Origin of the sequence: Mesobacillus zeae (genome assembly GCF_003570705.1) — a bacterium.
Taxonomy (GTDB): Bacteria; Bacillota; Bacilli; order Bacillales; family Cytobacillaceae; genus Mesobacillus_C; species Mesobacillus_C zeae.
The window spans coordinates 124,335-148,822 of the sequence record NZ_QWVT01000029.1; the positions used below are offsets into that span (position 1 = coordinate 124,335).

Sequence of the window (24,488 nt, forward strand, 5' to 3'; positions counted from 1 at the left end):
ATCACATGGCAAACAACAACTCAAACAACCTTTTGGTTCCAGGAGTTCAGCAGGCACTTGACCAAATGAAGTACGAAATTGCTTCTGAATTTGGTGTTAACCTTGGTGGAGAAACAACTTCCCGTGCCAACGGATCTGTTGGTGGAGAAATCACCAAGCGTCTTGTATCTATGGCTCAACAGCAAATGAGCGGATTTTCTAAATAAAAATAAATAATTATGGCTACAAGGGGCAGGAAGAAATTCCTGTCTCTTTTCTGTTTTTATAAAAATAAGAAATAATAATTTGAAATATTTGAATAATTTTGTATAATAATAATGTTATCTAAGAATTTAAATATTAGGGGGAGAGGCAATGAATACAGAAGAGTTAATTGCCCCGCAAAAGTATAATCTTGTTTCTGAATTCGAGAAATATACTAAAAAAGGCAGAACAGCCCTTTGCTGGGAGAGCGAAGCAGGAGAGACAACGAGCACTACATACGATGAATTGCTTCAAAATGCGAACAGGATTGGAAATGTCTTTTCAGGAACGGGCCTAAAAAAAGGGGACGTGGTCCTTGTTGTGGTTCCAAGGCTCATCGAGGCATACCAAGTATATACCGCAGCACTAAAGCTTGGGCTTGTAGTGATTCCAAGCTCCGAGATGCTTAGGGCCAAAGACCTGAAATACCGTATTGGCCACGGGGATGTAAAGGCGGTCATCAGCTACTACCCGTACATTGAAGAGTTTGAGGAAATAGACGAAATCGACCAGCTTGTAAAGTTTTCTATAGGCAAAGAATCTGCCGGATGGATTTTCCTGGACGAGGAAATGAAAAGTGCCCAGGACAAGCTTGAGCTTGCCGACACGGATAAATATGATATGGCGTTCCTGTCATATACATCAGGGACAACAGGCAATCCAAAAGGTGTTGTCCATACCCATGGCTGGGCATATGCGCATTTAAGGACAGCTGCTAAAAACTGGCTTTGTATTGAAGAAGGGGACACTGTATGGGCAACCGCTGGACCTGGCTGGCAAAAGTGGATATGGAGCCCATTCTTGTCTGTGCTCGGTTCTGGTGCTGAAGGATTTGTCTATCACGGTAAATTTGAGCCGGAAAAATATCTACGCCTGCTTGAGAAGTACAATATCAACGTTTTATGCTGTACGCCGACTGAGTACCGCCTGATGGCTAAAGTTTCAACGATTGATGAGTACAAGCTCCCAGGCCTCCACAGTGCAGTGTCAGCAGGGGAACCATTGAACCGGGAAGTCATTGACACGTTCAAAAAACACTTCAATGTCGATGTAAGGGATGGTTACGGACAAACTGAAAATACTTTACTTGTTGGAGTGACAAAGGATATGGAGCTGAGGCCAGGTTCTATGGGGAAACCTACTCCAGGGAATAGGGTCGAGATCATCGATGAGAACGGCAATCCGTGCCCGGTAGGAGAAGTTGGTGATATCTCAGTCCATATCGAAACTCCAGCACTGTTTAAAAATTACTATAAAGATCCTGAGCGGACAGCAATGCAGTTCCGGGGAGATTACTATGTTACCGGAGACAAGGCTAAAAAGGATGAAGAAGGCTACTTTTGGTTCGAAGGACGGGGAGATGACATAATCATCAGTTCAGGATACACAATCGGACCATTCGAAGTGGAGGATGCTCTCGTAAAGCATCCAATGGTAAAAGAATGTGCAGTGGTTGCATCTCCAGATGAAATCCGGGGCAATATCGTTAAGGCGTTTATCGTTCTCCGTGATGGAGTTGACCAAAGTGATCCGGAGCTCGTTGGAAAGCTCCAGGAGCACGTAAAGGAGTTGACAGCACCTTACAAGTATCCAAGAAAAATTGAGTTTCTCGATGAGCTGCCTAAAACAACTTCCGGAAAAATCATGCGAATTGAATTAAGGAAGCGCGAGCTTGAGGGAGCGGAAACAAAATAAACCGAGAAATGCAGGCGGATCATGCCTGCATTTTTTTATTGGCGATTGAAGTGGAAAACTAAAATGATTGTCAGCGGACCGCCATCCCCGATATAATGATATTATTTCGATTATAGAAAGAAAAGGGGTGAAATGCTTGTCCGACAGAACAGAACAGCAAAAAGGAGTCCTATATGCCGCGTTTTCTTACTTTTTATGGGGAATACTGCCGATATATTGGAAGTTTCTCGGTGATGTCAACGCCGAAGAAATTCTTGCGAACCGGGTGTTTTGGTCATTTTTCTTTATGCTTGTTTTTTTGGCGATTACCAACAGATGGCAGCCTTTCACAGCCACGATCAAAGGGTTTACAAATAATAAGCGTCAGCTTATGGTCCTCGCCGCAGCATCTGTGCTCATCAGCATCAACTGGTTCATTTACATTTGGTCAGTTAATACGGGCCAGATGATTGAAGCGAGCCTTGGTTATTATATCAATCCGCTTGTAAGTGTGTTGCTTGGCATTTTCTTTTTCAAGGAAAGGCTGTCACGTGCCCAAATCCTTTCATTTTTCCTCGCAGCTGCAGGGGTAGTGATTATGACCGTTTCATATGGCAAGTTTCCGTGGATTTCTATTACTCTTGCGTTGTCCTTTGGACTTTACGGCCTGGCAAAAAAACTAATCAAAGTAGATTCGTCTGTTGGATTGGCACTTGAGACAATGGTTATGACACCGCTAGCGGCCATTTATATGGGTTCCTTGTTCATTAACCATAAAGCTAGCCTGTTTGCAGGTCCGGTTTCGGAAAGCCTTCTGCTGATTGGCGCTGGAGCCGTAACTGCTATTCCGCTGCTGTATTTTGCGAAAGGGGCGCAAAAAATCCCGCTTTCCATGCTCGGCTTCCTCCAGTACATAGCTCCATCCCTGACGCTCCTGCTTGGTGTATTCATATATGGTGAAGAATTCACGAAAACGCATTTCATTGCTTTTTCCTTCATTTGGACCGCTTTGGCTCTTTACACTTTTTCAAGGACAAGGAAGGCAGCGGATTGGGAATCAAAGATTCGCAGGAGAAAAAGTGCCTGAAAAAACGAGAAATCCTGTAAAAATGAAATCCGGCAGTTCACAATTGAACTGCCGGATTTATTAAAGGAATGTCCTCTTCACTTTCTCCCAGAATGAGTTATCCTTCAGTTTTACCGTTTTGATTATTTGTTCGCTGAGCCGGATATCAATTTTTTCGACATGCTGGATGCTTAATGCTTCGTTATCCATCCCCATGATCGGATAATCATTTCCGTCTTGTACCACCTTCAAGGAAAGCTTGCGGTTCCCGCTTAAAATGAAGGATGAACCAAGTGTACGGTAATGGTTGTTATTGACGGATGCCAGTTCGCTCACCTGCACGCATGGAAGCATTGGGTCGACAACTGCACCGTTGACTGATTTATTGTATGCTGTGCTGCCTGTTGGCGTTGCTACAATCATGCCATCTCCTCTGAATGTTTCGAAATGCAGGTCATCAATGAATACATCCATCACGAATGTCTTGATGATTCCTGATCGGACACTGAATTCATTCAGGCATAAAAACTTCATTTGATCATCGACTGTTACTTCGATAGTAGGGTAGCGTCTTACTTCAACTTCTACATTTGTAATTGCATCAATCATTTTTGATTGGTCTCCGATGTGAAAATCACAGTAAACATTCAGGTTCCCGGTTGTCGATATGCCCGCATAAAGGCAGTCTTGCCTGAACCCTGTCTTTCTTGCAGCCTGGAGAAAGGTGCCATCTCCCCCAATTGATACAATGATATTGGCTTTTCGGTAATCCTTAATAATGTTAAAACCATATCTTTCTGCTATTTCGTACAATGACGAGATACTTTCCTCTTTGTCTGTATCTGGTTTGTGGTAAAAAAACAGGTTACGGCGGTCAGGCATCATCATTCCTCCAAACATTTTGAGTTTTGAGTATTAAATCCCCTTTTCCCCCCCATTTTTGCTAAAATAAGAAGGGTTGACACAATTTTAACATACATTTTGACCAAGCCAAATCTTTAAGGGGGAACAGCATGAATGGAAAAAGGTGGGCGGCGCTTGGCATTGCCGCAGGTTTATTTTTTATATCGGTCGTTGTAAACTCGCTATCTTTCATGTCTACAAAAAAAGAGGAGTCTTCTTTGGATAAACTGATGGAAGCCAGTGGACAGACGTTTGGCGAGGAAGTCATTGAGGAAGGAAACGCGTTTCGGAAGATCGCAGTACTTGCAGTTGATGGCGTAATCCAGGATACAGGGGAGCCATCGGCATTCATGCAAAGTCCAGGCTATAATCACCGTTCATTTTTGAAGCAGCTGGACAATGCAAAAGAGGATGATAATGTGAAAGGCATAATCATCAGAGTAAATTCTCCAGGCGGAGGAGTCGTGGAAAGTGCGGAAATCCATGACAAAATTATTGAAATCCAAAAAGAAACGAAAAAACCTGTCTACATATCAATGGGCAGCATAGCGGCTTCAGGAGGCTATTATATTTCTGCACCTGCCGACAAAGTCTTTGCCAGCCCGGAAACACTTACAGGGTCTCTTGGGGTGATCATGCAGGGGGTGAACTATTCAGGTCTTGCAGAAAAGTACGGCGTTGATTTTGTCACAATCAAAAGCGGACAGTATAAAGACATCATGAGCCCGACGAGGGAAATGACTGAAGAAGAGCGGAAAATTCTTCAAACGATGATCAATAATTCCTACCAGGGATTTGTGAAGGTAATTTCAGATGGTCGCGGCATTCCAGCTGAAAAAGTCCGGAAAATTGCTGATGGCCGGATTTATGATGGCCGCCAGGCGAAAGAACTGAACTTGATTGATGATTTTGGTCATTTTGAAGATGTGGTGGACACACTTAAGGAACATGAAAACCTTCCAGATGCACAAGTGGTCAGCTATGAGGAAGATATGGGCTTTGGCTCATTGTTTAGCTTGGGAGCGCAAAAAATGATGGGCAAAGACCTGGAAATGTCAGGGCTGATGAAGATTCTCTCCCAGCCGAATTCTCCACGGTTGATGTACCTTTATTCAGAATAGGAGGTGCTGAGTCTTGAATTCAGATGAATCTGCACGAAATGGAGCTAATCCGGAAGAGGAGCATCTCGAAGACAAAGAGAACCTTACTGAGAATACTGCTGTTGAGGAGCAGGCCGCTTTGTCGGATCATACAGCGGAAGAAACGGTCCAGCCGTCGCTTACCGAGGAGAGCGGCCAGCCCACCCCTATGCCGGTCACAAGCTTGCAAAATGAGTCAACTGCAATGGAAGACCTTCTTGCTACTTTTAGGTACGCAGGCTTTTGGATGAGGTTTTGGGCATATCTATTTGATCTTATTGTGATATGGAGCATTAACGGTTTATTGATTTACCCGGTTTTCAGAGCGCTTGACTTATCTGTTTCCGGCGAAGAATTGTTTAAGCCTGTAAACATTGCTACAGCTGTCACCTTCTACCTATACTTTGTTTTCATGACGAAGTACCTTGGCCAGACGCTCGGAAAAATGGTGTTTGGACTGAAGGTTGTCGACCTTAAGGGCCGGAGATTATCGTGGAGTACCGTATTGTTTCGTGAATGGATCGGAAGGTTTATCTCGGTAACAGTATTTATCGGCTATTTAATTGTTGCTTTCCTTCCCAAAAAACAGGGTCTCCATGATTTGTTTGCGGATACAACGGTTGTACATGAAACATAACAGCAATAAACCTGCCTTTTTGAGGCAGGTTTATTTTTTTTCGCATATGCCAATAATGGGTGTCTGAAGGATGTGAACAATGGTGTATTGGCTTATACCGGCAGCTGGGGTTTTGGCGCTATTTTTGATATTGCTCTTGATTGTTATGCTGACGAAAATCACAGTTTCTGTTGATTATTACCATGGTAAAAATGATGACCGCTTATGTATCCTGATCAAAGCCTGGGCAGGGATGATTTGGCGTAAAATTGAATATCCTGTCATTGAAGTTGAGCCCGACACTTCGGCAATTGCTGTCAAAGGGAGGGTTAAGGGACCTCGGAAGGATGAAAAACATGAGGGTAAGGTCGACCGCGGGGATGTGAGAGATTCCATTCATGATTTTAAAGTTTTCGTTGAACATATTGCAGGGCTGAACAGGCTAACCCGTTTTTTCCTGCGGAAGGTCGCTGTCAGAAAATTTTCCTGGCATACAGTTGCAGGTATTGGGGATGCCGCTACAACAGCGGTAATCTGCGGAGGGATTTGGGCAGCAAAAGGGGGGCTGATGGCGACAATCGGCCGTTATATGAAGCTTCAGGCTAAACCAGTGCTCAGTGTGACTCCCTGCTTTCAGGGCACTGTTTCACAGACAAAGCTTTCATGTATTTTTCAGGTAAGAGCAGGGCATGCTATTCTGGCAGGAACAAAGCTAATTAAGTACTGGAAGGGCGGTATGCCTGAATTCAGGAGCTCTGCCCTTTCTGTCTTATCCAATGATAAAACAAACACCGTGTGATAAAGGAGGAATAAATATGTCTGATCATCCAATTCAGGGGCTAATGACGACCGCCATGGAAAATCTGAAAGAAATGATTGATGTAAACACAATCATTGGCGATCCTGTTGAAACACCCGACGGAAGTGTGATATTGACTGTTTCCAAAGTGGGTTTCGGGTTTGCGGCGGGCGGAAGCGAGTTTATCATGGATGGGGAGAATTCAGGCGGAGAGTCTAAACATCCTTTCGGAGGCGGAAGCGGGGGCGGTGTCTCCATCACTCCGATCGCTTTCCTTATAGTTAGCAGTAGTGGAGTCCGAATGCTTCATCTCGATGAAAATACCCATTTGCTTGAAAAAATTCTTGATCTTGCCCCGCAGGCTGTCGAGAAGGTACAGAATATGATGTCCAAAAGCAACGGCGGCAAAAATGAAAGCCAGAAGAATGACAAAAAAAGTGATTATGACGGCCCAAAGCATGATTTAGATATTTAAAAGCAGGTGAGGATGGTGACTTTACGGAGTTGCCATTTTTTTATAGATAAGAAATTATACAAACTTTGGCAAAACAACTTGTGGGTTTAGCTTAACGGATGCTTGCTATTTCGTGTTGTTTCGCTTCAGGATTTAGGGGCTGCAAATCTGCCAAGAAAGTCAAGGAGCAACCTTCTCGCCGGCTCGTCTTATCAGATAACTCTGTGCAAGGTGCATCCGCTTTTTCTGTCCTCAAGGATAATTATTTGAAAAGTCACTCTCGAAAAGATATATTAACACTGTGTACATATACGAACATAGGAGGATGAATGAATATGGCGAGTATTACATTTAAGGGGAACGCGGTTACATTGCTTGGCAACGAGGTGAAAGTTGGTGACATGGCACCGGATTTCAAGGTGCTTGGCAATGATATGTCTGAGGTGACACTTCAGGATACAGCTGGTAAAGTAAGGCTGATCAGCGTTGTTCCTTCACTGGATACCGGTGTATGCGATGCGCAGACACGCCGTTTTAATGAAGAGGCAGCCAAGCTTGACAATGTGGAAATCCTCACGGTCAGCGTGGACCTACCATTTGCTCAAAAGCGCTGGTGCGGCTCAAATGGAATTGATAAAGTTGTGACACTTTCAGACCATCGCGAACTTTCATTCGGAGAAGCGTACGGGGTGGGAATTAAAGAACTTCGCCTGTTGGCGCGTGCAGTATTCGTCGTGAACTCAAATGACGAAGTGACATATGCAGAATATGTCGGTGAAGCTACAAACCATCCAAACTACGAGGCAGCGATCGAAGCTGCAAGAACTGCTAAGTAAAACTTGGAGAGAAGAAGCCGCGGGAATCCCGTGGCTTTTTTTCTTCCTTGTAGGGGCCGGGAATCAGAGTTAAAATAGAACAAGACGAATCCGCAGCGGGAGGAAATAAAGTTGAGCGTTTCACAGGTAGAAAAGCTTTTTACAGCATTTAACGTTACAGCAGATATTTTAAAGGAAGAGCTTGATTGTACATATTTAGAGGCTCTTGCCGAGACGGGAGAAAATCTTTTTCATGGTTCCGTTCTCCAGGAAGGCTTGAATGAGTTTGCCATAAAACGCCTTGAGAAATCTTATCAAGAAATTCATCTTGAAGACTTTGCGAAAGAAGAAATCCGCAGGGGATTCCAGCTGGCAATATTGAAAGGGATGCAGGAGAATATCCAACCAAACCACCAAATGACACCCGACTCTATCGGAATGTTTATCGGATATTTGCTTGATAAGTTCATCACTGCGGAGGAATACAGTCTTCTTGATCCTGCAGCAGGAACGGGAAATCTTCTTGCAACTGTCATGAACCAGCAGCAAGGCAGGAAAATTGCTGCTGCTGGGTCGGAAATTGATGAGGTACTGATTAGGCTTGCCTACATCAATGCCAATCTCCTTGGGCATGATGTTGAGCTGTTTAACCAGGATTCTCTTGAGCCATTGTTTATCGATCCAGTTGACGCGGTCATCTGTGACCTGCCTGTCGGTTTTTACCCTGCTGACAACAAGGCAGCAGATTTTGAGGTAAGTGTCGACAGTGGACATACTTACTCTCACCATCTCTTTATAGAACAAAGCACGCGGCATGCCAAAGAGGGCGCATGCTTGTTATTTGTCATTCCGAATGGATTGTTCGAGAGTGAGCAGGCAAACAAGCTGCACGATTATATCAAAAATAATCTAATCATTCAGGGAGTCATTCAGCTTCCGGATTCCATGTTCAAACACAAACATGCCGGAAAAAGCATCCTGATATTGCAGAAGAAAGGCGAAGGTGTCAAAGCGCCTAAACAAGCGCTTCTCGCAGAGCTTCCGCCAATGTCGGACAGCAGGGCAATGGGAAGCATGCTTGCAAGGATTGACGGATGGTTTGCCGAAAACAAAAAAGCATAGAAGATAAGGCCGGTGCTGGAATGCCGGCCTTTTATTTTTGTATATACATAGTCCTAAAGTTAATGACAGATATAGCAGAAATGTCTGAATACAAATACATTTGTATAAAAGATGAAAACTGTGAGATACTGGCTTGAAATGTAACAGTCACAATGTTTTAATTGAAAAATAAAAGATAGATTTTCAGCTTCACGTTAGAATTTTGTATATGAAATATTAAAAATAAACGAAGGCTGTTACTTAAAAGGAGCGTTAACATACTATGGCGAAAATGATTGCGATTAATGCCGGCAGTTCATCACTAAAATTCCAACTGTTTGAAATGCCGAGTGAGGAAGTTATTACAAAAGGACTTGTTGAGAGGATTGGGTTGCCCGATTCAATCTTTTCGATTACGGTGAATGATAAAAAAATCAAAGAGACATTGGATATACCAAACCATGAAGTGGCGGTCAAAATGCTGCTTGATAAGCTTGTTTCACTTGGCATTATCAACTCTCTTGATGAAATCGAAGGTGTTGGGCACCGCGTCGTGCATGGCGGGGAAACTTTCAGCGACTCTGCTGTCATAACGGACGAAGTCCTTGCAAAAATCCAAGACCTTTCCGAGCTTGCGCCTTTGCATAATCCGGCGCATGTTACAGGCATCAAAGCATTCCAGCACGCGCTTCCGAATGTTCCTGAGGTAGCAGTTTTCGATACTGCATTCCACCAAACTATGCCTGAAAACTCATTCCTCTATAGTCTTCCGTACGAATACTATGAAAAGTTTGGAGTGAGGAAATACGGTTTCCATGGTACATCACACAAGTACGTTTCTCAGCGGGCTGCCGTGATGCTTGGACGCCCTGTTGAACAACTACGCCTTATTTCTTGTCACCTTGGAAATGGAGCCAGCATTGCGGCCATCGAGGGAGGAAAATCCATCGATACGTCAATGGGATTCACCCCGCTTGCGGGCGTGACAATGGGCACGCGATCAGGAAATATTGATCCGGCCCTTATACCGTACATTATGGAAAAAACAGATATGACAGCAGACGAAGTACTTGATGTCCTGAATAAAAAAAGCGGGATGCTCGGCGTGACTGGATTCTCCAGTGATCTTCGCGACATTGAGGATGAAGCGGAAAAAGGCAATGAACGGGCTGAGCTTGCACTTCAGGTGTTCGGCAACCGAATCCACAAGTATATCGGCTCTTATGCTGCGCGTATGAGCGGTGTAGATGCTATCATCTTTACAGCAGGAATTGGTGAAAATAGTTCTGCAATCCGTGGACGTGTCCTGAAAGGCCTTGAATTCATGGGAGTTTATTGGGATCCGGCACTGAACAAAGTGCGTGGCGAAGAAGCGTTCATCAGCTATCCGCATTCCCCTGTCAAAGTAATGGTCATCCCGACAAACGAGGAAGTCATGATTGCAAGGGACATTGTACGTTTGACGAAATAGTGGAAAATCTGATACTCAAAGCAAAAGCGGGCCTATCCTGCTTTTGCTTTTTTTTCGTGACTGCTTCCCCGCAATCAACATTGGGTATATTATGCTATACTGAAAATAAATTCTTATCGCTGGAGGTTATACGATGCAATTAACCGAACGGGAGAAAAAGGTGCTGAATGAACTGAAAGACTGGGAAACAGCTCTTGGCGGCTATGATCCCAACGATTTTGAACTTGTTTATGACAGGTATCTTGACCGCTCTTTCTCCCTCTTGCCGCAGGATGTGCAGGATCGTTTTTTCTCCATGATGGATGATTGGCTTTTCCATCTTCATGCACTCATTCAGGGGTCGCAGCTTCAATTGGATGCAAGGGAAAGAATTCTGGCAGCAGGTCGTGTTTTTCAGCCCAAGCTGGAAAACGTCGAGGGAATGAGAGAGCTGTCAATCGAGCAGATTGAATATATAGCAGGACAGCAGACCGCCAGGCACAGGCTTTATTCCTTTGTACAGGGCGGAATGGCTGGAAGCGGGGGAAATTTAGTGCTTGGAGTAGACATTCCTGCAATGGCCGTCATCAATTTGCGCGCAGTCCAGCTTATTGCGATGTCTTATGGCTTTGAAGTCAATACTCCATTCGAGATGATGTCTGCCCTTAAGGCGTTTCATGTTGCCATGATGCCCAAACGGATGCAGGCTGCCGGATGGGAAGAACTGATGAATGATCTTCAGCAGGCTGAGGATTATTATTTTTATGAAGGCAAAGATGAACTCACGAATATCACCTGGCTTGAACAGCCTCTCAGGCAGATGTTCAAAGGGATAGCAATCATGATCTTCAGGAAGAAACGCCTTTCAGGCCTTCCTCTTATCAGCATGGGCATCGGTGCAGGCGCAAACTATCAGCTGACACGAAAAGTCACCGACTTTGCCCAAAGGTATTACGAGGCGAGATACTTTTTCAACAAGGGAGTGGACGGTCTGTGAGTACGAAGGAACATAAAGAAAATGCACCGGGGCAGGTCCGCTGCAAAATCATAACAGTAAGCGATACAAGAGATAAGGATACCGACAAAAGCGGCCGGCTGATGATCACCATGCTTGAGGAAGCTGGTCATACAGCAGCTGATTATGTGATTGTAAAGGATGAAAGTGCTCAGATTTCCGAGGAAGTGCTAAAAGGGTGCGGCAGGGAAGATATTGATGCTGTATTGATTAACGGAGGCACAGGAATAGCGAAGCGGGATGTCACAATCGAAACCGTACAGAAACTGTTCAGCAAGGAAATCACCGGGTTTGGAGAGTTGTTCAGAATGCTCAGCTATCAGGAAGATATCGGTTCGGCGGCCTTGCTTTCGAGGGCAACAGCAGGTGTGGTAAAAGACCGGGCTGTATTTTCGACTCCAGGATCGACAGGCGCGGTAAAGCTAGCCATGACTAGATTGATTCTGCCGGAACTCGGACATGTTGTAAGAGAACTGAAAAAAGACTTATGATCAAAAACCCCCACTCGTTAGCTGGGGGTCTTGTTATTTCTAAAGATGGATTTTGCCGGTAACATCCTGGCTAGTTCGGTACCACAGCCAGAGTTCATTGATGACCGAAGCCAGCTCGGCGATCTCGCTATTAAGGCAGCAGGATTTTTTGAAATCCTGTTCATCTTCCAGCTGTGACTGCTTCTTATTAATGATTTTCTCCAAATCGACGATTCGGTCTGGGATGCTTCCTCGTATGTTTTCCCAATGCAAAAGAATGCGATCCTGTACTTCGGCTGGATACGCTTCCCATTCCCACTCTCTGTCCAGATCCGGAACGGGAATGCCCAGCCGGCTGTCGTTCTTAAAAAATTTTTCCATTCAGATGGCCTCCGCTATTGTCTGCTAATCCCATTCTACAATATTGACAGCCAATCTTCCACGCAGAAGAAACAAAGTCACTTTTCCAGGCGAACGCATAAAATATTATCGAAAAAGTAAATTAATCCATTGAAAAAAAAGATAAAACCTGATAAGTTATTAAATAACATTGAATAAAAATATATTAATATGAATATTTATTCAGAAGGAGAGAGAGGAAATGTTAGCAAAAAAAGTGGTGCTCGCCTATTCCGGCGGGCTTGATACATCAGTCGCAATTAAATGGCTCCAGGATCAAGGGTACAGCGTTGTGGCCTGCTGCTTGGATGTTGGAGAAGGCAAGGATTTGGGATTTGTAAAAGAAAAGGCACTAAAAATTGGTGCCGTTGCATCCTACGTTTTGGATGTGAAGGAAGAGTTTGCTCAGGAATATGCACTTACCGCACTGCAATCACATGCGTTCTATGAAGGAAAGTATCCGCTCGTATCGGCCCTTTCCCGCCCGTTGATCTCCAAGAAACTGGTGGAAGTGGCCGAGGAAGAAGGAGCCGTCGCTGTAGCGCACGGATGCACTGGCAAAGGAAACGACCAAGTCCGCTTTGAAGTATCGATTAAGGCATTGAACCCGGATCTTGAAGTACTCGCACCGGTCCGTGAGTGGAAATGGTCCCGTGAAGAAGAAATCAACTATGCCCAGGAGAACAATATCCCGATTCCAATCAATCTCGACAGCCCGTTCTCCATTGATCAGAACCTGTGGGGAAGAAGCAATGAATGCGGTGTGTTGGAAGATCCGTGGGCAGCACCTCCGGAAGAAGCATACGATTTGACAGCAAGCCTTGAGAAAACGCCTGATACTCCCGATGTTATTGAAATTGAATTTGAAAAAGGCACTCCGATAGCCTTGAATGGAAAGGCACTTTCATTGGCACAATTGATTCTTGAACTGAATGATCTTGCAGGCAAGCATGGGGTCGGCAGAATTGACCATGTGGAAAATCGCCTCGTTGGGATAAAGTCGCGGGAGATCTATGAATGCCCTGCGGCAGTTACCCTAATCAAAGCCCATAAGGAGCTTGAGGATATTACGCTTGTCAAGGAAGTTGCACATTTCAAACCGATTATTGAGAAGAAAATGACAGAACTGATTTATGAAGGACTATGGTTCTCGCCATTGCGCGATGGATTGTCTGCCTTCCTGAATTCGACTCAGAAATATGTAACGGGTACGGTGAGAGTCAAGCTTTTCAAAGGCCATGCCATCATTGAAGGCAGAAAGTCCCCTTATTCCCTGTATAACGAAAAGCTGGCAACATACACGTCCGAGGATGAATTCGACCATGCTGCGGCTGTTGGTTTCATCAATCTCTGGGGTCTTCCGACAAAAGTCCAGAGCATGGTGCAAGGCAAGAAGGTGACTGTGTGAAAAAGCTGTGGGGAGGAAGGTTCACCCTTTCAGCGGAAGAATGGGTGGACGAATTCGGGGCTTCCATTTCCTTCGACAAGGAATTGGTGAACGAAGATATTGAAGGCAGCATGGCTCATGCTGCCATGCTGGAACAGTGCGGAATCATTCACAGTGAAGAGGCCGGGAAAATCAGGGAAGGACTCGGATTGTTAAAAGAAAAAGCTAAAAATGATGAGCTTGAGTTTTCAGCGAAATATGAGGATATCCATTTAAATCTTGAGCGCATGCTCACCGAACTCATCGGTTCAGCGGGAGGAAAGCTTCATACTGCCAGAAGCCGGAATGACCAGGTAGCGACGGATATGCATCTTTATTTGCGGGAGCAGGTAAAGGAACTGATTTTGCTGATAGCAGAATTCCAGGAGACGGTTGCCGGCCGGGCAAGTGAGCATGTCGAAACCATCATGCCAGGGTATACCCACCTGCAGAGGGCACAGCCTATTTCATTTGCCCATCATTTACTGGCGTATTTCTGGATGCTGGAGAGAGACCGCCAAAGGTTTGAGGAAATGCTGAAGCGGATTAATAAAAACCCTCTTGGGGCAGGAGCTCTTGCAGGTACCACCTTCCCAATTGATCGTTCCTGTACGGCTGCCCTTCTTGGTTTTGAAGGAATGTATGAAAATAGTCTGGACGCAGTCAGTGACCGTGATTTTATCCTGGAATTCATGTCTGCGGCCTCAATCATGATGATGCATCTATCAAGGTTTGCTGAGGAGATCATCCTGTGGTCAAGCCAGGAATTCCAGTTTATTGAGCTGTCCGATACGTTTTCAACTGGAAGCAGCATCATGCCGCAGAAGAAAAATCCTGATATGGCTGAACTTATCAGGGGGAAAACAGGCCGGGTATACGGGAACCTGGTTGGGCTGCTGACTGTATTAAAAGGCCTTCCTCTTGCCTATAACAAAGATATGCAAGAGGATAAGGAAGGCATGTTTGATACTGTTAAAACATTAAAAGGCTCACTCCGGATTTTTTCCGGAATGGTCGGAACGATGACAGTGAAAACTAGCAATATGCATTCTTCGGTAACCAAAGATTTTTCTAATGCAACAGAGTTGGCTGATTATTTAGCGGCAAAGGGAGTACCGTTCAGGGAAGCCCACGAAATAGTCGGAAAGCTCGTGCTTACTTGTATACAGCGCTCCTGCTATCTTGCCGATCTTCCCCTTGAAGCATTTCAGGATGCCCATCCGCTGTTTGAACATGACATTTATGAAGCCCTTGACCCGAACACTGCCGTCGAACGCCGGAACAGCGTGGGGGGAACCGGTTTTATAGAAGTACGGGCACAGCTGGTAAAAGCGGAAGCCATACTCGAAGAAGTGAAAAAGCGCGCAACCTGACAGGCTGCGCACTTTTTTTTACTCTTAATTTGTTGAATGGGGTCTCATCCCCTGCTAAATATCTATTCTTGTCCTTCTTCTTTTTCAGTCCTGACAACAAGCACATCGCATGAAGCATATCTTGCAATATGTTCAGAGACACTGCCGATGAAAAACCTTTCGACTGCGTTCATGCCTGTTGCGCCGCAGATGATCAAATCAGCATTGTATTTTTTTGCAATGTCTTTGGCGATTTTCACTTTTGGAGAACCATAGTCAATTTCGTATGTTACTTCTTTTACACCTGCATCCAGGGCCTGCTGCTTATAGCTTTCCATAAGTTCTGTCGCAAACTGGTTAGCCCTTTCGGAGATTGTTCGGTCATAGGCCTCAACTGTTGCAAATGTACGAAGATCGATGATGTGTGTCATAACGATACTCGCATCGTTCCGCTTTGAAATCTCGATCGCTTTTTTGAATGCCCATGCTGCTTCCTTTGAACCGTCAACTGCTACTAAAATGTTCTTGTACGTTAGTCCCATTTCTCTCATCCTCCCTTTACCTTAATTATACAACATGAATGGGGTGTATACCTGTTACAAAATGACGAAAAATATAGACGAGTGAAAAAATAAAGGAGGATTGAGATGGAAAAGAAGCAGCCGAAAAAAGAAATTGCCTATTCAAGGGAAAATAAAGCTGAAAAAGAAATTGGGCGCCAGATTATGGATGCTTATAACAGCGGGGTTATAAACCCTGGTAAGGACAAGTAGCTCTAAAGGGACAAGCTGCATGTTTGCAGCTTGTTTTTCTTTTTACAGATAATTTAATTTATTTTTCAGAAAAACTTTTTGCTTTGCAAAACGAAATTTATCATCTACAATGTAAGTGTTTTCAATTGCCGGAATAGTGGACCAGATTTCTTTCATTATTAAAGTTAAAAATGGTATATTGGAAATGGCCAGGAAAATGATTAGTAATATACATAGGAGGCATGCAAAATGCGTATTGGTGTACCCAAAGAGATTAAGAATAACGAGAACCGTGTCGCGATGACACCGGCCGGAGTAGTAAACCTGCTGAAATTCGGGCATGAAGTATTCATCGAAGATGGTGCGGGAATTGGTTCAGGGTTTACCAATGAAGATTATGAAGCTGCAGGCGCTCGTATCGTTGGGACTGCTTCAGAAGCCTGGTCTTCTGACATGGTCATGAAAGTAAAAGAACCTCTTTCGGAAGAGTATGGAAATTTCCGAGAGGGCATGATTTTGTTTACATACCTTCATTTAGCTCCAGAGCCAGAATTGACAAAAGCTTTAACTGAAAAGAAAGTAGTGGGAATTGCCTACGAAACGGTTCAAATTCCAAATGGAGCACTTCCTCTTCTGACTCCGATGAGCGAAGTGGCAGGAAGAATGGCCGCACAAATAGGGACACAGTTCCTCGAAAAAGTTTATGGCGGAAAAGGCATCTTACTTTCCGGTATTCCGGGAGTACAGAGAGGCAAAGTAACCATTATTGGCGGTGGCGTAGCTGGAACAAATGCAGCAAAAATGGCAATTGGCCTAGGAGCACAGGTAACAATGATTGATTTAAATCCTGAGCGTCTTCGCCAGCTTGACGATATTTTTGGACAAGATGTTACAACGTTAATGTCAAATCCATACAATATCGCAGAAGCAGTAAGGGAATCTGATCTTGTAATCGGCGCTGTGCTGATTCCAGGTGCAAGGGCGCCAAAGCTTGTAACAGAGGAAATGATTAAATCAATGAATCCTGGATCAGTTGTTGTCGACATTGCGATTGACCAAGGTGGAATATTTGAAACGACCGACAGAATCACAACGCATGATAACCCGACGTACGAAAAGCATGGCGTTGTCCATTATGCTGTTGCCAATATGCCTGGAGCTGTTCCGCGCACGTCGACAATAGGGCTTACAAATGTAACTGTGCCATATGCAGTACAAATTGCAAACAAAGGTTTCAGGCAGGCTTGCCTGGACAATGAAGCTCTCCTGAAGGGCATCAACACACTCGAAGGATTCGTTACTTACAAGGCCGTTGCGGAAGATCAAGGCCTAGAATATGCGGAAGCACGCAAGCTGCTAGAGCAAGCTTAATAGAACAGGGGGGCACGGTCATGGGACTGTGCCCTCTCTTAATGTTCTGTCAGTCTGTATTTCAGAAACTAAAGGGTGTAAAATGGTTGTAATATGGAGTATATTATTTATGGGTAAAGATGCGGCCTTATAATCGCACGCACAAAAAGGAACCAAGGAGTGTCATGATGGAAAAAACACTAGTTTTCGGGCATAAGAACCCTGATACCGATTCAATTTGCTCTGCGCTTGCTTATGCAAACCTTAAATCAAAGATTGGGGAACCTGTTGAAGCAGTCCGCCTCGGCCAAATCAATGGCGAAACCCGGTTTGCGCTGGATTATTTTAAAGCTGACGATCCCCGCCTTGTTGAAAAAGTGGCGGAAGAAGTGAACAATGTCATCCTGGTCGACCATAATGAGCGCCAGCAAAGCGCCAACGATATTGGAGAGGTTAGAATCACCGAAGTCATTGACCACCACCGTGTAGCGAATTTTGAAACAAGCGACCCGTTATATTTCCGGGTAGAGCCTGTTGGTTGCACAGCTACAATTCTGAACAAAATGTACAAGGAAAACAATATCGAGATTGACAAGCAAACAGCAGGGCTCATGCTTTCTGCGATTATTTCCGACTCCCTTTTGTTCAAATCTCCGACATGCACGGAGCAGGATGTACTTGCGGCTCGCGAGTTGGCTGAAATTGCAGAAGTAGATGCAGAAGTATATGGACTTGAAATGCTTAAGGCAGGAGCAGACCTAAGCAGCAAGACAATTGCTGAACTAATCTCACTTGATGCAAAAGAATTTAACATGGGCAATTTCAAGGTTGAAATCGCACAGGTCAATACCGTCGATGTTAACGAGCTTTTAGCCCGCAGGGAAGAGCTTGAGGCCGAGCTTAATAAAGTGATTGACGGAAAAGGCCTAGATTTGTTTGCATTTATTATTACAGATATTTTGACAAACGATTCTGCAGTGCTGGCACTTGGAAGCGCATCAGCTTCCATTGAAGAGGCATTCCACGTTCCGCTTGTCAACAACACCGCAGTCCTTCAAGGTGTTGTTTCGCGTAAAAAGCAGGTTGTGCCTGTGCTAACCAATGTTCTAGCTGCAAAGTAATATGCTATAAAGAAAAGACAGCCCGGATTTTTAATCCGGAGCTGTCTTTTTTAGTCATCGCTCAAAACAGGCTGGCTGGATGTAACCTTGATAAAGCGGAATCTGATGGCGGAAAAAATAAAATAAGAGATAGCGAGTGCGGACACCCATATCCAAATAGTGATGACCTCAGGAGATTTCCAAACGCCTGTCATCGACAAGAGGGAGGGGAAGGTAAGCGTGATCCATGACTGGATAAACGCAACTCTCCCAACATACTTGTCAATTTTTTTCCCAAGCCCCATTGACAGGAAGAACAGGAACCATAGAAAAGCCCACATTATCCATGTAAGAGTATTTACCATATCATGAAAATGGACTGCAGAAACAACAGCATAGATAACGGCAATAATGGATACCCACAGGGAATACCAGCCGAGTCCGGTTCCATCCAAGCCTTTGAATAGTGTGAATCCAACATATAAATACGTAAACCCAAATAAAAAAATGGTAGCAAGGCTGTAGATTGTCCAGTTCTGTTGGTCTGATACCGCGATTAGATAAAATGGTACGGCGACCTGGAGGAACCCGGCAAAAATATTGAAAACGGCCACGCTTTTTTCCTCGGCCTTTCCGAGGAGCATCAAACTGTTTAAAAACAATGCAGCACCTGATATTAATAAACCTGCGTCTCCCATGATGTTATGCCATCCCAATTATAGATGGATGGCCTTATCCTCCTTTAAAAAAGAAAAAGCAAATCCTCACGCTGGGGGAAATGCCTTTTCTATAGATAGTCTTTTATGCAAACTTATTTCCTAGAGCACAATGCTTACGATAATGGCTGACAATACGCTAACAAGGGTTGCGCCGTAGAGAAGCTTGAGACCAAACCTTGCCACAACATTGCCCTGCTTTTCATTCAATCCTTTTACGGCTCCTGCAATGATTCCGATTGAGGAAAAATTGGCAAAGGAAACAAGGAATACGGAAATAATTCCAAGTGTTCTTGCACTAAAAGTTCCGGCAACATCAGAAAGCTGCATCATAGCGACAAACTCATTAGTAACAAGCTTTGTTGCCATAATTCCTCCAGCCCTGACTGTTTCGGACATTGGTACACCCATGATAAAGGCAACAGGGGCGAAAATGTAGCCCAGTATTTCCTGGAATGAAATTCCGAATATCATGTCAAACACACTGTTGATTGCCGCAATCAAAGCAACAAAACCGATTAGCATGGCACCGACTATGACTGCTACCTTAAATCCATCCAGAATATACTCTGAGAGCATCTCGAAAAACGACTGTTTTTCTTCTTCCTGGATTTCAAGGATATCTTCGCTATCATCAACTGTATATGGATTAATGACAGAAGCGATGATAAAGCCCCCCAAATAAATTCAAGACAAGCGCTGTCACAACATATTTTGGTTCAATCATTGTCATGTAAGCACCGACGATAGACATGGAAACCGTTGACATTGCAGATGCACATAAAGTATATAGTCTATGCTCAGGCAGCTTCCCAAGCTGTTTTTTTACTGTTATGAACACTTCGGATTGGCCAACCATTGCCGAAGCCACAGCGTTATATGATTCAAGTTTGCCCATGCCGTTGACTTTGCTGAGCAGGAGTCCAATTCCTTTCATGATGAAAGGAAGGATTTTTAAATACTGGAATATACCGATCAAAACTGAAATGAACACAATTGGCAGCAATACATTCATGAAAAATGGCATTGCCCCTTCGTTTGCAAGGCCGCCAAAGACAAAGTTGACACCTTCTGCTGCATACTCAAGGAGTTTGCTGAATACCCCGGCAACACCCTTGATGAGCACCAGGCCGAATTTTGTATTTAATAGAAGATAAGCAAGGACAATCTGAAGCAGGATCATTATGAAGACCGGTTTGTACTTTATATTTTTTCGGTCTTTGCTCCCTGCGAACGCCAATGCAATCACAATGATGAGTCCTAGAATTGCGATAATATATTTCATGAGAGCCTCCACATGATGTAATTTTTCCTGATGGCTGTCCCGTAAGCGGGACAGTATGGATTACTTGTTCAAATCTTTTGAGGAGAAGTAGCCTGGAAGAATTTCTGCAATCGTTGTTTTTTGTATCGCACCGTCATTGTTGGCGAGGTAAATTTTGGTTTCGTCTGTAGAAAATTCCGCGATAACCTGGCGGCACGCCCCACATGGGGAAACTGGTCCGTCTGTTCGGCCGACAACTGCGATTGCTTTAATTTCTCTATCTCCTTCAGAGACAGCTTTAAAAATAGCGGTACGTTCTGCGCAATTCGTCAGTCCATATGAAGCATTCTCAACATTGCAGCCAAGATAGACGTTGCCGCTTTCAGTCAGGACAGCTGCGCCGACCTGGAAATTGGAATATGGAACATATGCTTTTGACTGGGCCTCGATTGCTTTTTCAACGAGCATTTTTGCATCCATAGATTCATTCTCCAATCATAAAGTTAGTTGGTTGATTCCTGATTAGTAAGAAGAGTCAGAAGTAAGACCGTTTACGATGGCAACACCGGAACTTGCTCCAATCCTTGTTGCTCCTGCTTCAATCATTGACTGTGCATCTTCAAGGCTTCTTACGCCGCCTGAAGCTTTTACTCCGATTTCAGGACCCACTGTTTTCCTCATAAGCCTGATATCTTCAACGGTTGCACCACCAGTGGAGAATCCTGTTGATGTTTTGACGAAATCAGCACCCGCTTTCACAGAAAGCTTACATGCGATTTCTTTCTCTTCATCGGAAAGAAGGCATGTCTCAATGATGACTTTTGTCAATGCTTTGCCTTTGGCTGCTTCTGTGACCGCACGGATATCCTTCTCTACAAGATCATAATTTTTTCCTTTTATAGCACCGATATTAATGACCATGTCCACTTCAGTTGCACCGTTTTCAATCGCGTTAGCTGTTTCAAACGCTTTCACTTCTGGCGTACTGGCACCGAGAGGGAAGCCGATTACTGTGCAAACTTCTACGCCTTCTGCATCCTTAAGTATTTCTGCGGCTGTCTTTACCCATGTTGGATTCACGCAAACAGACGCAAAAGAATGCTCTTTAGCTTCCTGTGCAAGCTTAATAATTTCATCCTCGGTGGCATTGGCTTTCAATAAAGTATGGTCAATCATGTGAGCTAGTTCTTTTGTCATCATGACAACAATCCCTTCTATTAATAAATATGGAAATGGTTGAAACGCTTACAAACCTTCATCAATTATGAACAAAAGGTTTTACAAGAACAATATAACAGTGGGATGAACAAATGTAAATAACAAAATGAACGGATGTAAACTGGAACAATTTTCATTTCACGATTTGTTCACTAATTAGTTTACCCTTTTTTATCAAGGAGGAAACGAGCTGTGTACTGGTCGGTTATAATCACATTGGCATAGCCGCCTTTAAGCGCCCCGTAAATTCCGTCTATTTTCTGCGAGCCTCCGCCAACAAGAATGCTGTACTCTTTTTTCTTTAAGTCCTCAAGACCGATACCTAGCGTACGCTCATTCAGGGATTCATTAAGCAGGTACCCCTGGCGGTCGAAGAATCTTGAACATATGTCGCCTGCAGCGTTCGAATAGATTTCTTTAAGGTCGTCATCATTGAAGTATCCAAGCTGGAACAGAAGTGAATCAGGCTTGATCGGCCCAATGGTGAACATTGCTATGTTTGCCTGTTTTCCTAAATCCAATACCCTTTTGATATGTCTGTCGGCTTCCATCGCCTGCCTGACGACAATATGGTCGACAATCGCTGGGAGCGGAAGGTGGACAGGAGCTGTATTGAATGCTTTTCCAAAAAGGTAGAGAATCTCGGAAACATATGTATTTGTTTCCGAATGGCTGATCCCGCCTTTCAGTTGAACCACTTTGACATTGTTAATAGGTTTCTGTTGCAGTTCAACGGCAATATGGTACAGTGTGGTTCCCCAGGTAACACCGATAATGTCACCGTCCTTCACAATCTCATGAAGAAAGTAGGATGCACGCTTTCCGAGGTAGTTTTTGATCAAAGTGTCTTCATATTGTGGGATTGGAACAACAACTGCTTTCTTTATATTGAATTTCCCCTCCAGTTCCTTTGCTAAATTCTCGCTGTCCTCCACTGGATTTTTGATTCTTATTTCCACAATGCCTTCCGACTTTGCTGTCTGCAGAAGCCTTGATACTGTAGGGCGGGAGACGCCAAGTATGCGAGCTATTTCATTCTGGTTTTTATCAAGGAGATAATAAAGCTTTGCAGCTTCAATGACTTTTTTCATTTTTTCATCCATGTGCACCATCTCTTCTGATTTTTATGAATTTACAATATTTCAACACCGGTGAACAAATGTTAAACGCTTTCAAAATGATTGTAACGCTGGAGCCATTTGTCTTCAAGACTTTTTTTATGGGAAAAAACTTTGACTGGGGCAGTGTTTTTGATTATAGTTTCAAATGTAATTAAAAAATAATAAAACCGTATTTACAGGAGAGGTTCATAGCTGCACCCTCTATAAAAAACTATGGATGTGATCGTGTAAGGCCAAATCCAGCCGGGTATGGCTTTGTTTTTTGAGGTTGTCTATGCTCCCGAATGTAAAGCGGAAAAGGAGGCAGCCGTAATGGGCGGAAGGAAAGATGAAGAACTAAAGGATTTGACGCTGCTCGGGAACCAGGGGACAAAATATTCTTTTGAGTATGCCCCGAATTTGCTCGAAACATTTGAAAACAAGCATAAGGACAGAGATTATATTGTTAAGTTTAATTGTCCGGAGTTCACTAGCCTATGTCCGCAAACAGGGCAGCCTGACTTTGCAACTATTTATATCAGCTATATTCCAGATGTGAAAATGGTTGAAAGCAAGTCACTTAAATTGTATTTGTTCAGTTTCCGCAATCATGGAGACTTCCATGAGGACTGTATGAATATTATCATGAATGATTTAATCGAACTTATGGCTCCGCGCTATATTGAGGTCTGGGGGAAATTTACGCCAAGAGGCGGAATCTCGATTGATCCTTATACCAACTACGGAAAACCTGGAACTAAGTATGAACAAATGGCAGATTACCGGCTGATGAATCATGATATGTATCCGGAAACAATCGATAACCGCTGAACTCAGATGTGAAAAGGCCGTGTCCTTCCGCTAAAAATGGAAGGACACGGCCTTTTTTTGCTTATATTTATCAACCTACTCTATGATCAGCAAATCTTTTGGATGCTTTGTCAGAATTTCAACCCCATCAGCTGTTACCATCACATCGTCCTCTATCCGTACACCAGCTATACCGGGAACATAGATACCTGGCTCAACGGTAAACACCATTCCTTCTTCAAGTAGAAGGGGGCTTGTTTCCGTAATGGAAGGATACTCATGGACACTGATGCCCAAACCATGACCAAGCCTGTGAGGGAAGTATTCTCCATAGCCGGCTTCGGCAATCACATTTCGTGCCGCTAGGTCCACCTGTGAGCAAGCTGTGCCTGGCTTGATGGCCTTTAGCGCTTCGAGCTGGCCTCTCAGGACTGTTTCGTAAATCTCAGTCTGTTTCCCGGAAACTTGTCCGAAAGCAACAGTTCTAGTAATGTCTGAGCAATAGCCGTCAACGATGACGCCAAGGTCAAACAGGACAAGGTCACCCTTCGCAATTTTCGTGAGTCCCGGGTTTCCATGAGGCGATGCCGCATTTTTACCTGTCAGAACCATTGTTGAAAAGGACATGGCAGTAACGCCTTTTTTCTTTAGTTCAAACTCAATGGCTGCAATAATATCAAGTTCAGTTTTGCCTTCCTTTAGCTCCTCGATGCCTGTTTGGACCGCAAAGTCCGCAAGGGCGCACGCTTTACGGATTGTTGCAAGCTCATGCTCATTCTTTTTCAGCCTTAAAAGCCTTAGCTTTTCTTCAGCAGGTACAAAACTGGCATCCGGGAACAGATTCAGCATGCTTTCATAGCGTTCAACGTTCAAATGTTCTTTTTCAATTGAAGCAGTATGTATGGAAGAAATTCTTGAAGATATAGCTGCCTTTACAAGTTCCCATGGACGGTCTGTATCGCTGTGACTAATGATCTCATAGTTCCAGCCCGCGTTTTTTGCTTCGTTTTTCTCCATGGCTGGACAAATAAGAAAAGGTTCAGCTTCCTGAAACACAGCAATGCCGAGAAGCCGTTCATGCGGATCGCTGAGGAAACCGCTTAAATAAAAAACGTTTTCGGGAGAAGTGACGAGACACACGTCTACCTCTTTTTCCTTCATCCATTGTGACAGCTTTTCAATTCGTTCATTCAAAAGGAAACACTCCTATCTCTTAAAGTCGTTTTATATTGAGGTTAGCAACAAAACGAGTAAAA

General features: G+C 44.0%; 26 protein-coding genes, 1 pseudogene and 1 riboswitch. Of the genes and pseudogenes, 18 read left to right on the top strand and 9 right to left on the bottom strand.

Features of this window, described 5'->3' with window-relative positions:
- The first annotated feature begins 5 nt into the window (after positions 1 to 5).
- The 3 genes from D1970_RS16545 (at position 6) to rarD (ending at position 3,004) form a co-directional block, all read left to right on the top strand.
- Positions 6 to 206: an alpha/beta-type small acid-soluble spore protein gene (locus tag D1970_RS16545; RefSeq protein ID WP_119113975.1), complete on the top strand. Its 201-nt coding sequence runs from the start codon at positions 6 to 8 to the stop codon at positions 204 to 206.
- A gap of 148 nt (positions 207 to 354) precedes the next feature.
- Positions 355 to 1,938 carry an acyl-CoA synthetase MbcS gene (mbcS, locus tag D1970_RS16550; protein WP_119113976.1) on the top strand — a complete coding sequence of 528 codons (1,584 nt, stop codon included), beginning with the start codon at positions 355 to 357 and terminating at the stop codon, positions 1,936 to 1,938.
- 136 nt (positions 1,939 to 2,074) lie between these two features.
- Positions 2,075 to 3,004 carry an EamA family transporter RarD gene (gene rarD, locus D1970_RS16555; protein ID WP_119113977.1) on the top strand — a complete coding sequence of 310 codons (930 nt, stop codon included), beginning with the start codon at positions 2,075 to 2,077 and terminating at the stop codon, positions 3,002 to 3,004.
- A 60-nt stretch (positions 3,005 to 3,064) separates the two neighbouring features.
- Here the strand turns inward: rarD and D1970_RS16560 are convergent, their stop codons facing one another.
- A complete protein-coding gene (locus D1970_RS16560; RefSeq protein WP_119113978.1) occupies positions 3,065 to 3,865 on the bottom strand; it encodes an NAD kinase in 801 nt (266 codons plus the stop codon).
- A gap of 131 nt (positions 3,866 to 3,996) precedes the next feature.
- On the opposite strand from D1970_RS16560, the gene sppA reads away from it, so the two are divergent.
- The 9 genes from sppA (at position 3,997) to D1970_RS16605 (ending at position 11,766) form a co-directional block, all read left to right on the top strand.
- The gene (gene sppA, locus D1970_RS16565; protein WP_119113979.1) at positions 3,997 to 5,007 is read left to right on the top strand and encodes a signal peptide peptidase SppA; all 1,011 of its coding nucleotides are present in this window, start codon (positions 3,997 to 3,999) and stop codon (positions 5,005 to 5,007) included.
- Positions 5,008 to 5,194: 187 nt separating this feature from the next.
- The gene (locus D1970_RS16570; protein ID WP_119114147.1) at positions 5,195 to 5,662 is read left to right on the top strand and encodes an RDD family protein; all 468 of its coding nucleotides are present in this window, start codon (positions 5,195 to 5,197) and stop codon (positions 5,660 to 5,662) included.
- A gap of 79 nt (positions 5,663 to 5,741) precedes the next feature.
- A complete protein-coding gene (locus tag D1970_RS16575; RefSeq protein ID WP_119113980.1) occupies positions 5,742 to 6,440 on the top strand; it encodes a DUF2953 domain-containing protein in 699 nt (232 codons plus the stop codon).
- A gap of 16 nt (positions 6,441 to 6,456) precedes the next feature.
- A complete protein-coding gene (ytfJ, locus tag D1970_RS16580) occupies positions 6,457 to 6,915 on the top strand; it encodes a GerW family sporulation protein (protein WP_119113981.1) in 459 nt (152 codons plus the stop codon).
- 314 nt (positions 6,916 to 7,229) lie between these two features.
- Positions 7,230 to 7,730: a thiol peroxidase gene (tpx, locus tag D1970_RS16585; RefSeq protein ID WP_119113982.1), complete on the top strand. Its 501-nt coding sequence runs from the start codon at positions 7,230 to 7,232 to the stop codon at positions 7,728 to 7,730.
- A 111-nt stretch (positions 7,731 to 7,841) separates the two neighbouring features.
- Positions 7,842 to 8,831 carry a class I SAM-dependent methyltransferase gene (locus D1970_RS16590; protein WP_119113983.1) on the top strand — a complete coding sequence of 330 codons (990 nt, stop codon included), beginning with the start codon at positions 7,842 to 7,844 and terminating at the stop codon, positions 8,829 to 8,831.
- A 262-nt stretch (positions 8,832 to 9,093) separates the two neighbouring features.
- On the top strand, positions 9,094 to 10,281 hold the full coding sequence (locus D1970_RS16595) for an acetate kinase (protein ID WP_119113984.1): 1,188 nt from the start codon (positions 9,094 to 9,096) through the stop codon (positions 10,279 to 10,281).
- Positions 10,282 to 10,414: 133 nt separating this feature from the next.
- Positions 10,415 to 11,257 carry an EcsC family protein gene (locus D1970_RS16600; RefSeq protein WP_119113985.1) on the top strand — a complete coding sequence of 281 codons (843 nt, stop codon included), beginning with the start codon at positions 10,415 to 10,417 and terminating at the stop codon, positions 11,255 to 11,257.
- Complete coding sequence (locus D1970_RS16605; RefSeq protein WP_119113986.1) at positions 11,254 to 11,766, top strand: MogA/MoaB family molybdenum cofactor biosynthesis protein; 513 nt, start codon at positions 11,254 to 11,256, stop codon at positions 11,764 to 11,766. Before D1970_RS16600 ends, D1970_RS16605 begins: the two co-directional genes overlap by 4 nt.
- Positions 11,767 to 11,805: 39 nt before the next feature.
- Here D1970_RS16605 and D1970_RS16610 read toward each other — a convergent pair whose 3' ends face one another.
- Complete coding sequence (locus D1970_RS16610) at positions 11,806 to 12,126, bottom strand: hypothetical protein (protein ID WP_119113987.1); 321 nt, start codon at positions 12,124 to 12,126, stop codon at positions 11,806 to 11,808.
- A gap of 220 nt (positions 12,127 to 12,346) precedes the next feature.
- On the opposite strand from D1970_RS16610, the gene D1970_RS16615 reads away from it, so the two are divergent.
- Together D1970_RS16615 and argH are read left to right on the top strand one after the other, a co-directional pair.
- Positions 12,347 to 13,552: an argininosuccinate synthase gene (locus D1970_RS16615; RefSeq protein ID WP_119113988.1), complete on the top strand. Its 1,206-nt coding sequence runs from the start codon at positions 12,347 to 12,349 to the stop codon at positions 13,550 to 13,552.
- A complete protein-coding gene (gene argH / locus D1970_RS16620; protein ID WP_119113989.1) occupies positions 13,549 to 14,943 on the top strand; it encodes an argininosuccinate lyase in 1,395 nt (464 codons plus the stop codon). The genes D1970_RS16615 and argH overlap by 4 nt, the downstream gene beginning before the upstream one ends.
- A gap of 62 nt (positions 14,944 to 15,005) precedes the next feature.
- On the opposite strand, the gene D1970_RS16625 is transcribed toward argH, so the two are convergent.
- Positions 15,006 to 15,464, bottom strand: coding sequence for a universal stress protein (locus tag D1970_RS16625; RefSeq protein WP_119113990.1), 459 nt, complete (start codon positions 15,462 to 15,464; stop codon positions 15,006 to 15,008).
- A 105-nt stretch (positions 15,465 to 15,569) separates the two neighbouring features.
- Between D1970_RS16625 and D1970_RS23115 the strand changes: the two genes are divergently transcribed.
- The 3 genes from D1970_RS23115 (at position 15,570) to D1970_RS16635 (ending at position 18,145) form a co-directional block, all read left to right on the top strand.
- Positions 15,570 to 15,695 (top strand): hypothetical protein, encoded by a 126-nt coding sequence (locus D1970_RS23115; RefSeq protein ID WP_259339695.1) that lies wholly within the window; start codon positions 15,570 to 15,572, stop codon positions 15,693 to 15,695.
- 228 nt (positions 15,696 to 15,923) lie between these two features.
- Positions 15,924 to 17,045, top strand: coding sequence for an alanine dehydrogenase (gene ald, locus D1970_RS16630; protein ID WP_119113991.1), 1,122 nt, complete (start codon positions 15,924 to 15,926; stop codon positions 17,043 to 17,045).
- 167 nt (positions 17,046 to 17,212) lie between these two features.
- Complete coding sequence (locus tag D1970_RS16635; RefSeq protein ID WP_119113992.1) at positions 17,213 to 18,145, top strand: manganese-dependent inorganic pyrophosphatase; 933 nt, start codon at positions 17,213 to 17,215, stop codon at positions 18,143 to 18,145.
- Positions 18,146 to 18,195: 50 nt separating this feature from the next.
- Here D1970_RS16635 and D1970_RS16640 read toward each other — a convergent pair whose 3' ends face one another.
- From D1970_RS16640 to deoR, 5 genes and pseudogenes are all read right to left on the bottom strand, one after another.
- Positions 18,196 to 18,822, bottom strand: coding sequence for an AmiS/UreI family transporter (locus D1970_RS16640; protein WP_119114148.1), 627 nt, complete (start codon positions 18,820 to 18,822; stop codon positions 18,196 to 18,198).
- 120 nt (positions 18,823 to 18,942) lie between these two features.
- A pseudogene (locus tag D1970_RS16645) lies at positions 18,943 to 20,125 on the bottom strand (NupC/NupG family nucleoside CNT transporter).
- A 60-nt stretch (positions 20,126 to 20,185) separates the two neighbouring features.
- A complete protein-coding gene (locus D1970_RS16650) occupies positions 20,186 to 20,584 on the bottom strand; it encodes a cytidine deaminase (protein WP_119113993.1) in 399 nt (132 codons plus the stop codon).
- Between the two features lie 42 nt (positions 20,585 to 20,626).
- Positions 20,627 to 21,301, bottom strand: a complete 675-nt coding sequence (gene deoC, locus D1970_RS16655) for a deoxyribose-phosphate aldolase (RefSeq protein WP_119114149.1) — start codon at positions 21,299 to 21,301, stop codon at positions 20,627 to 20,629.
- Between the two features lie 182 nt (positions 21,302 to 21,483).
- On the bottom strand, positions 21,484 to 22,434 hold the full coding sequence (gene deoR / locus D1970_RS16660; protein ID WP_374978560.1) for a DNA-binding transcriptional repressor DeoR: 951 nt from the start codon (positions 22,432 to 22,434) through the stop codon (positions 21,484 to 21,486).
- A 184-nt stretch (positions 22,435 to 22,618) separates the two neighbouring features.
- A riboswitch (PreQ1 riboswitch) is annotated at positions 22,619 to 22,664 on the top strand.
- Positions 22,665 to 22,755: 91 nt separating this feature from the next.
- Between deoR and queF the strand changes: the two genes are divergently transcribed.
- A complete protein-coding gene (gene queF / locus D1970_RS16665) occupies positions 22,756 to 23,253 on the top strand; it encodes a preQ(1) synthase (protein ID WP_119113995.1) in 498 nt (165 codons plus the stop codon).
- A 75-nt stretch (positions 23,254 to 23,328) separates the two neighbouring features.
- Here the strand turns inward: queF and D1970_RS16670 are convergent, their stop codons facing one another.
- The gene (locus tag D1970_RS16670) at positions 23,329 to 24,426 is read right to left on the bottom strand and encodes a M24 family metallopeptidase (RefSeq protein ID WP_119113996.1); all 1,098 of its coding nucleotides are present in this window, start codon (positions 24,424 to 24,426) and stop codon (positions 23,329 to 23,331) included.
- Positions 24,427 to 24,488 lie beyond the last annotated feature (62 nt).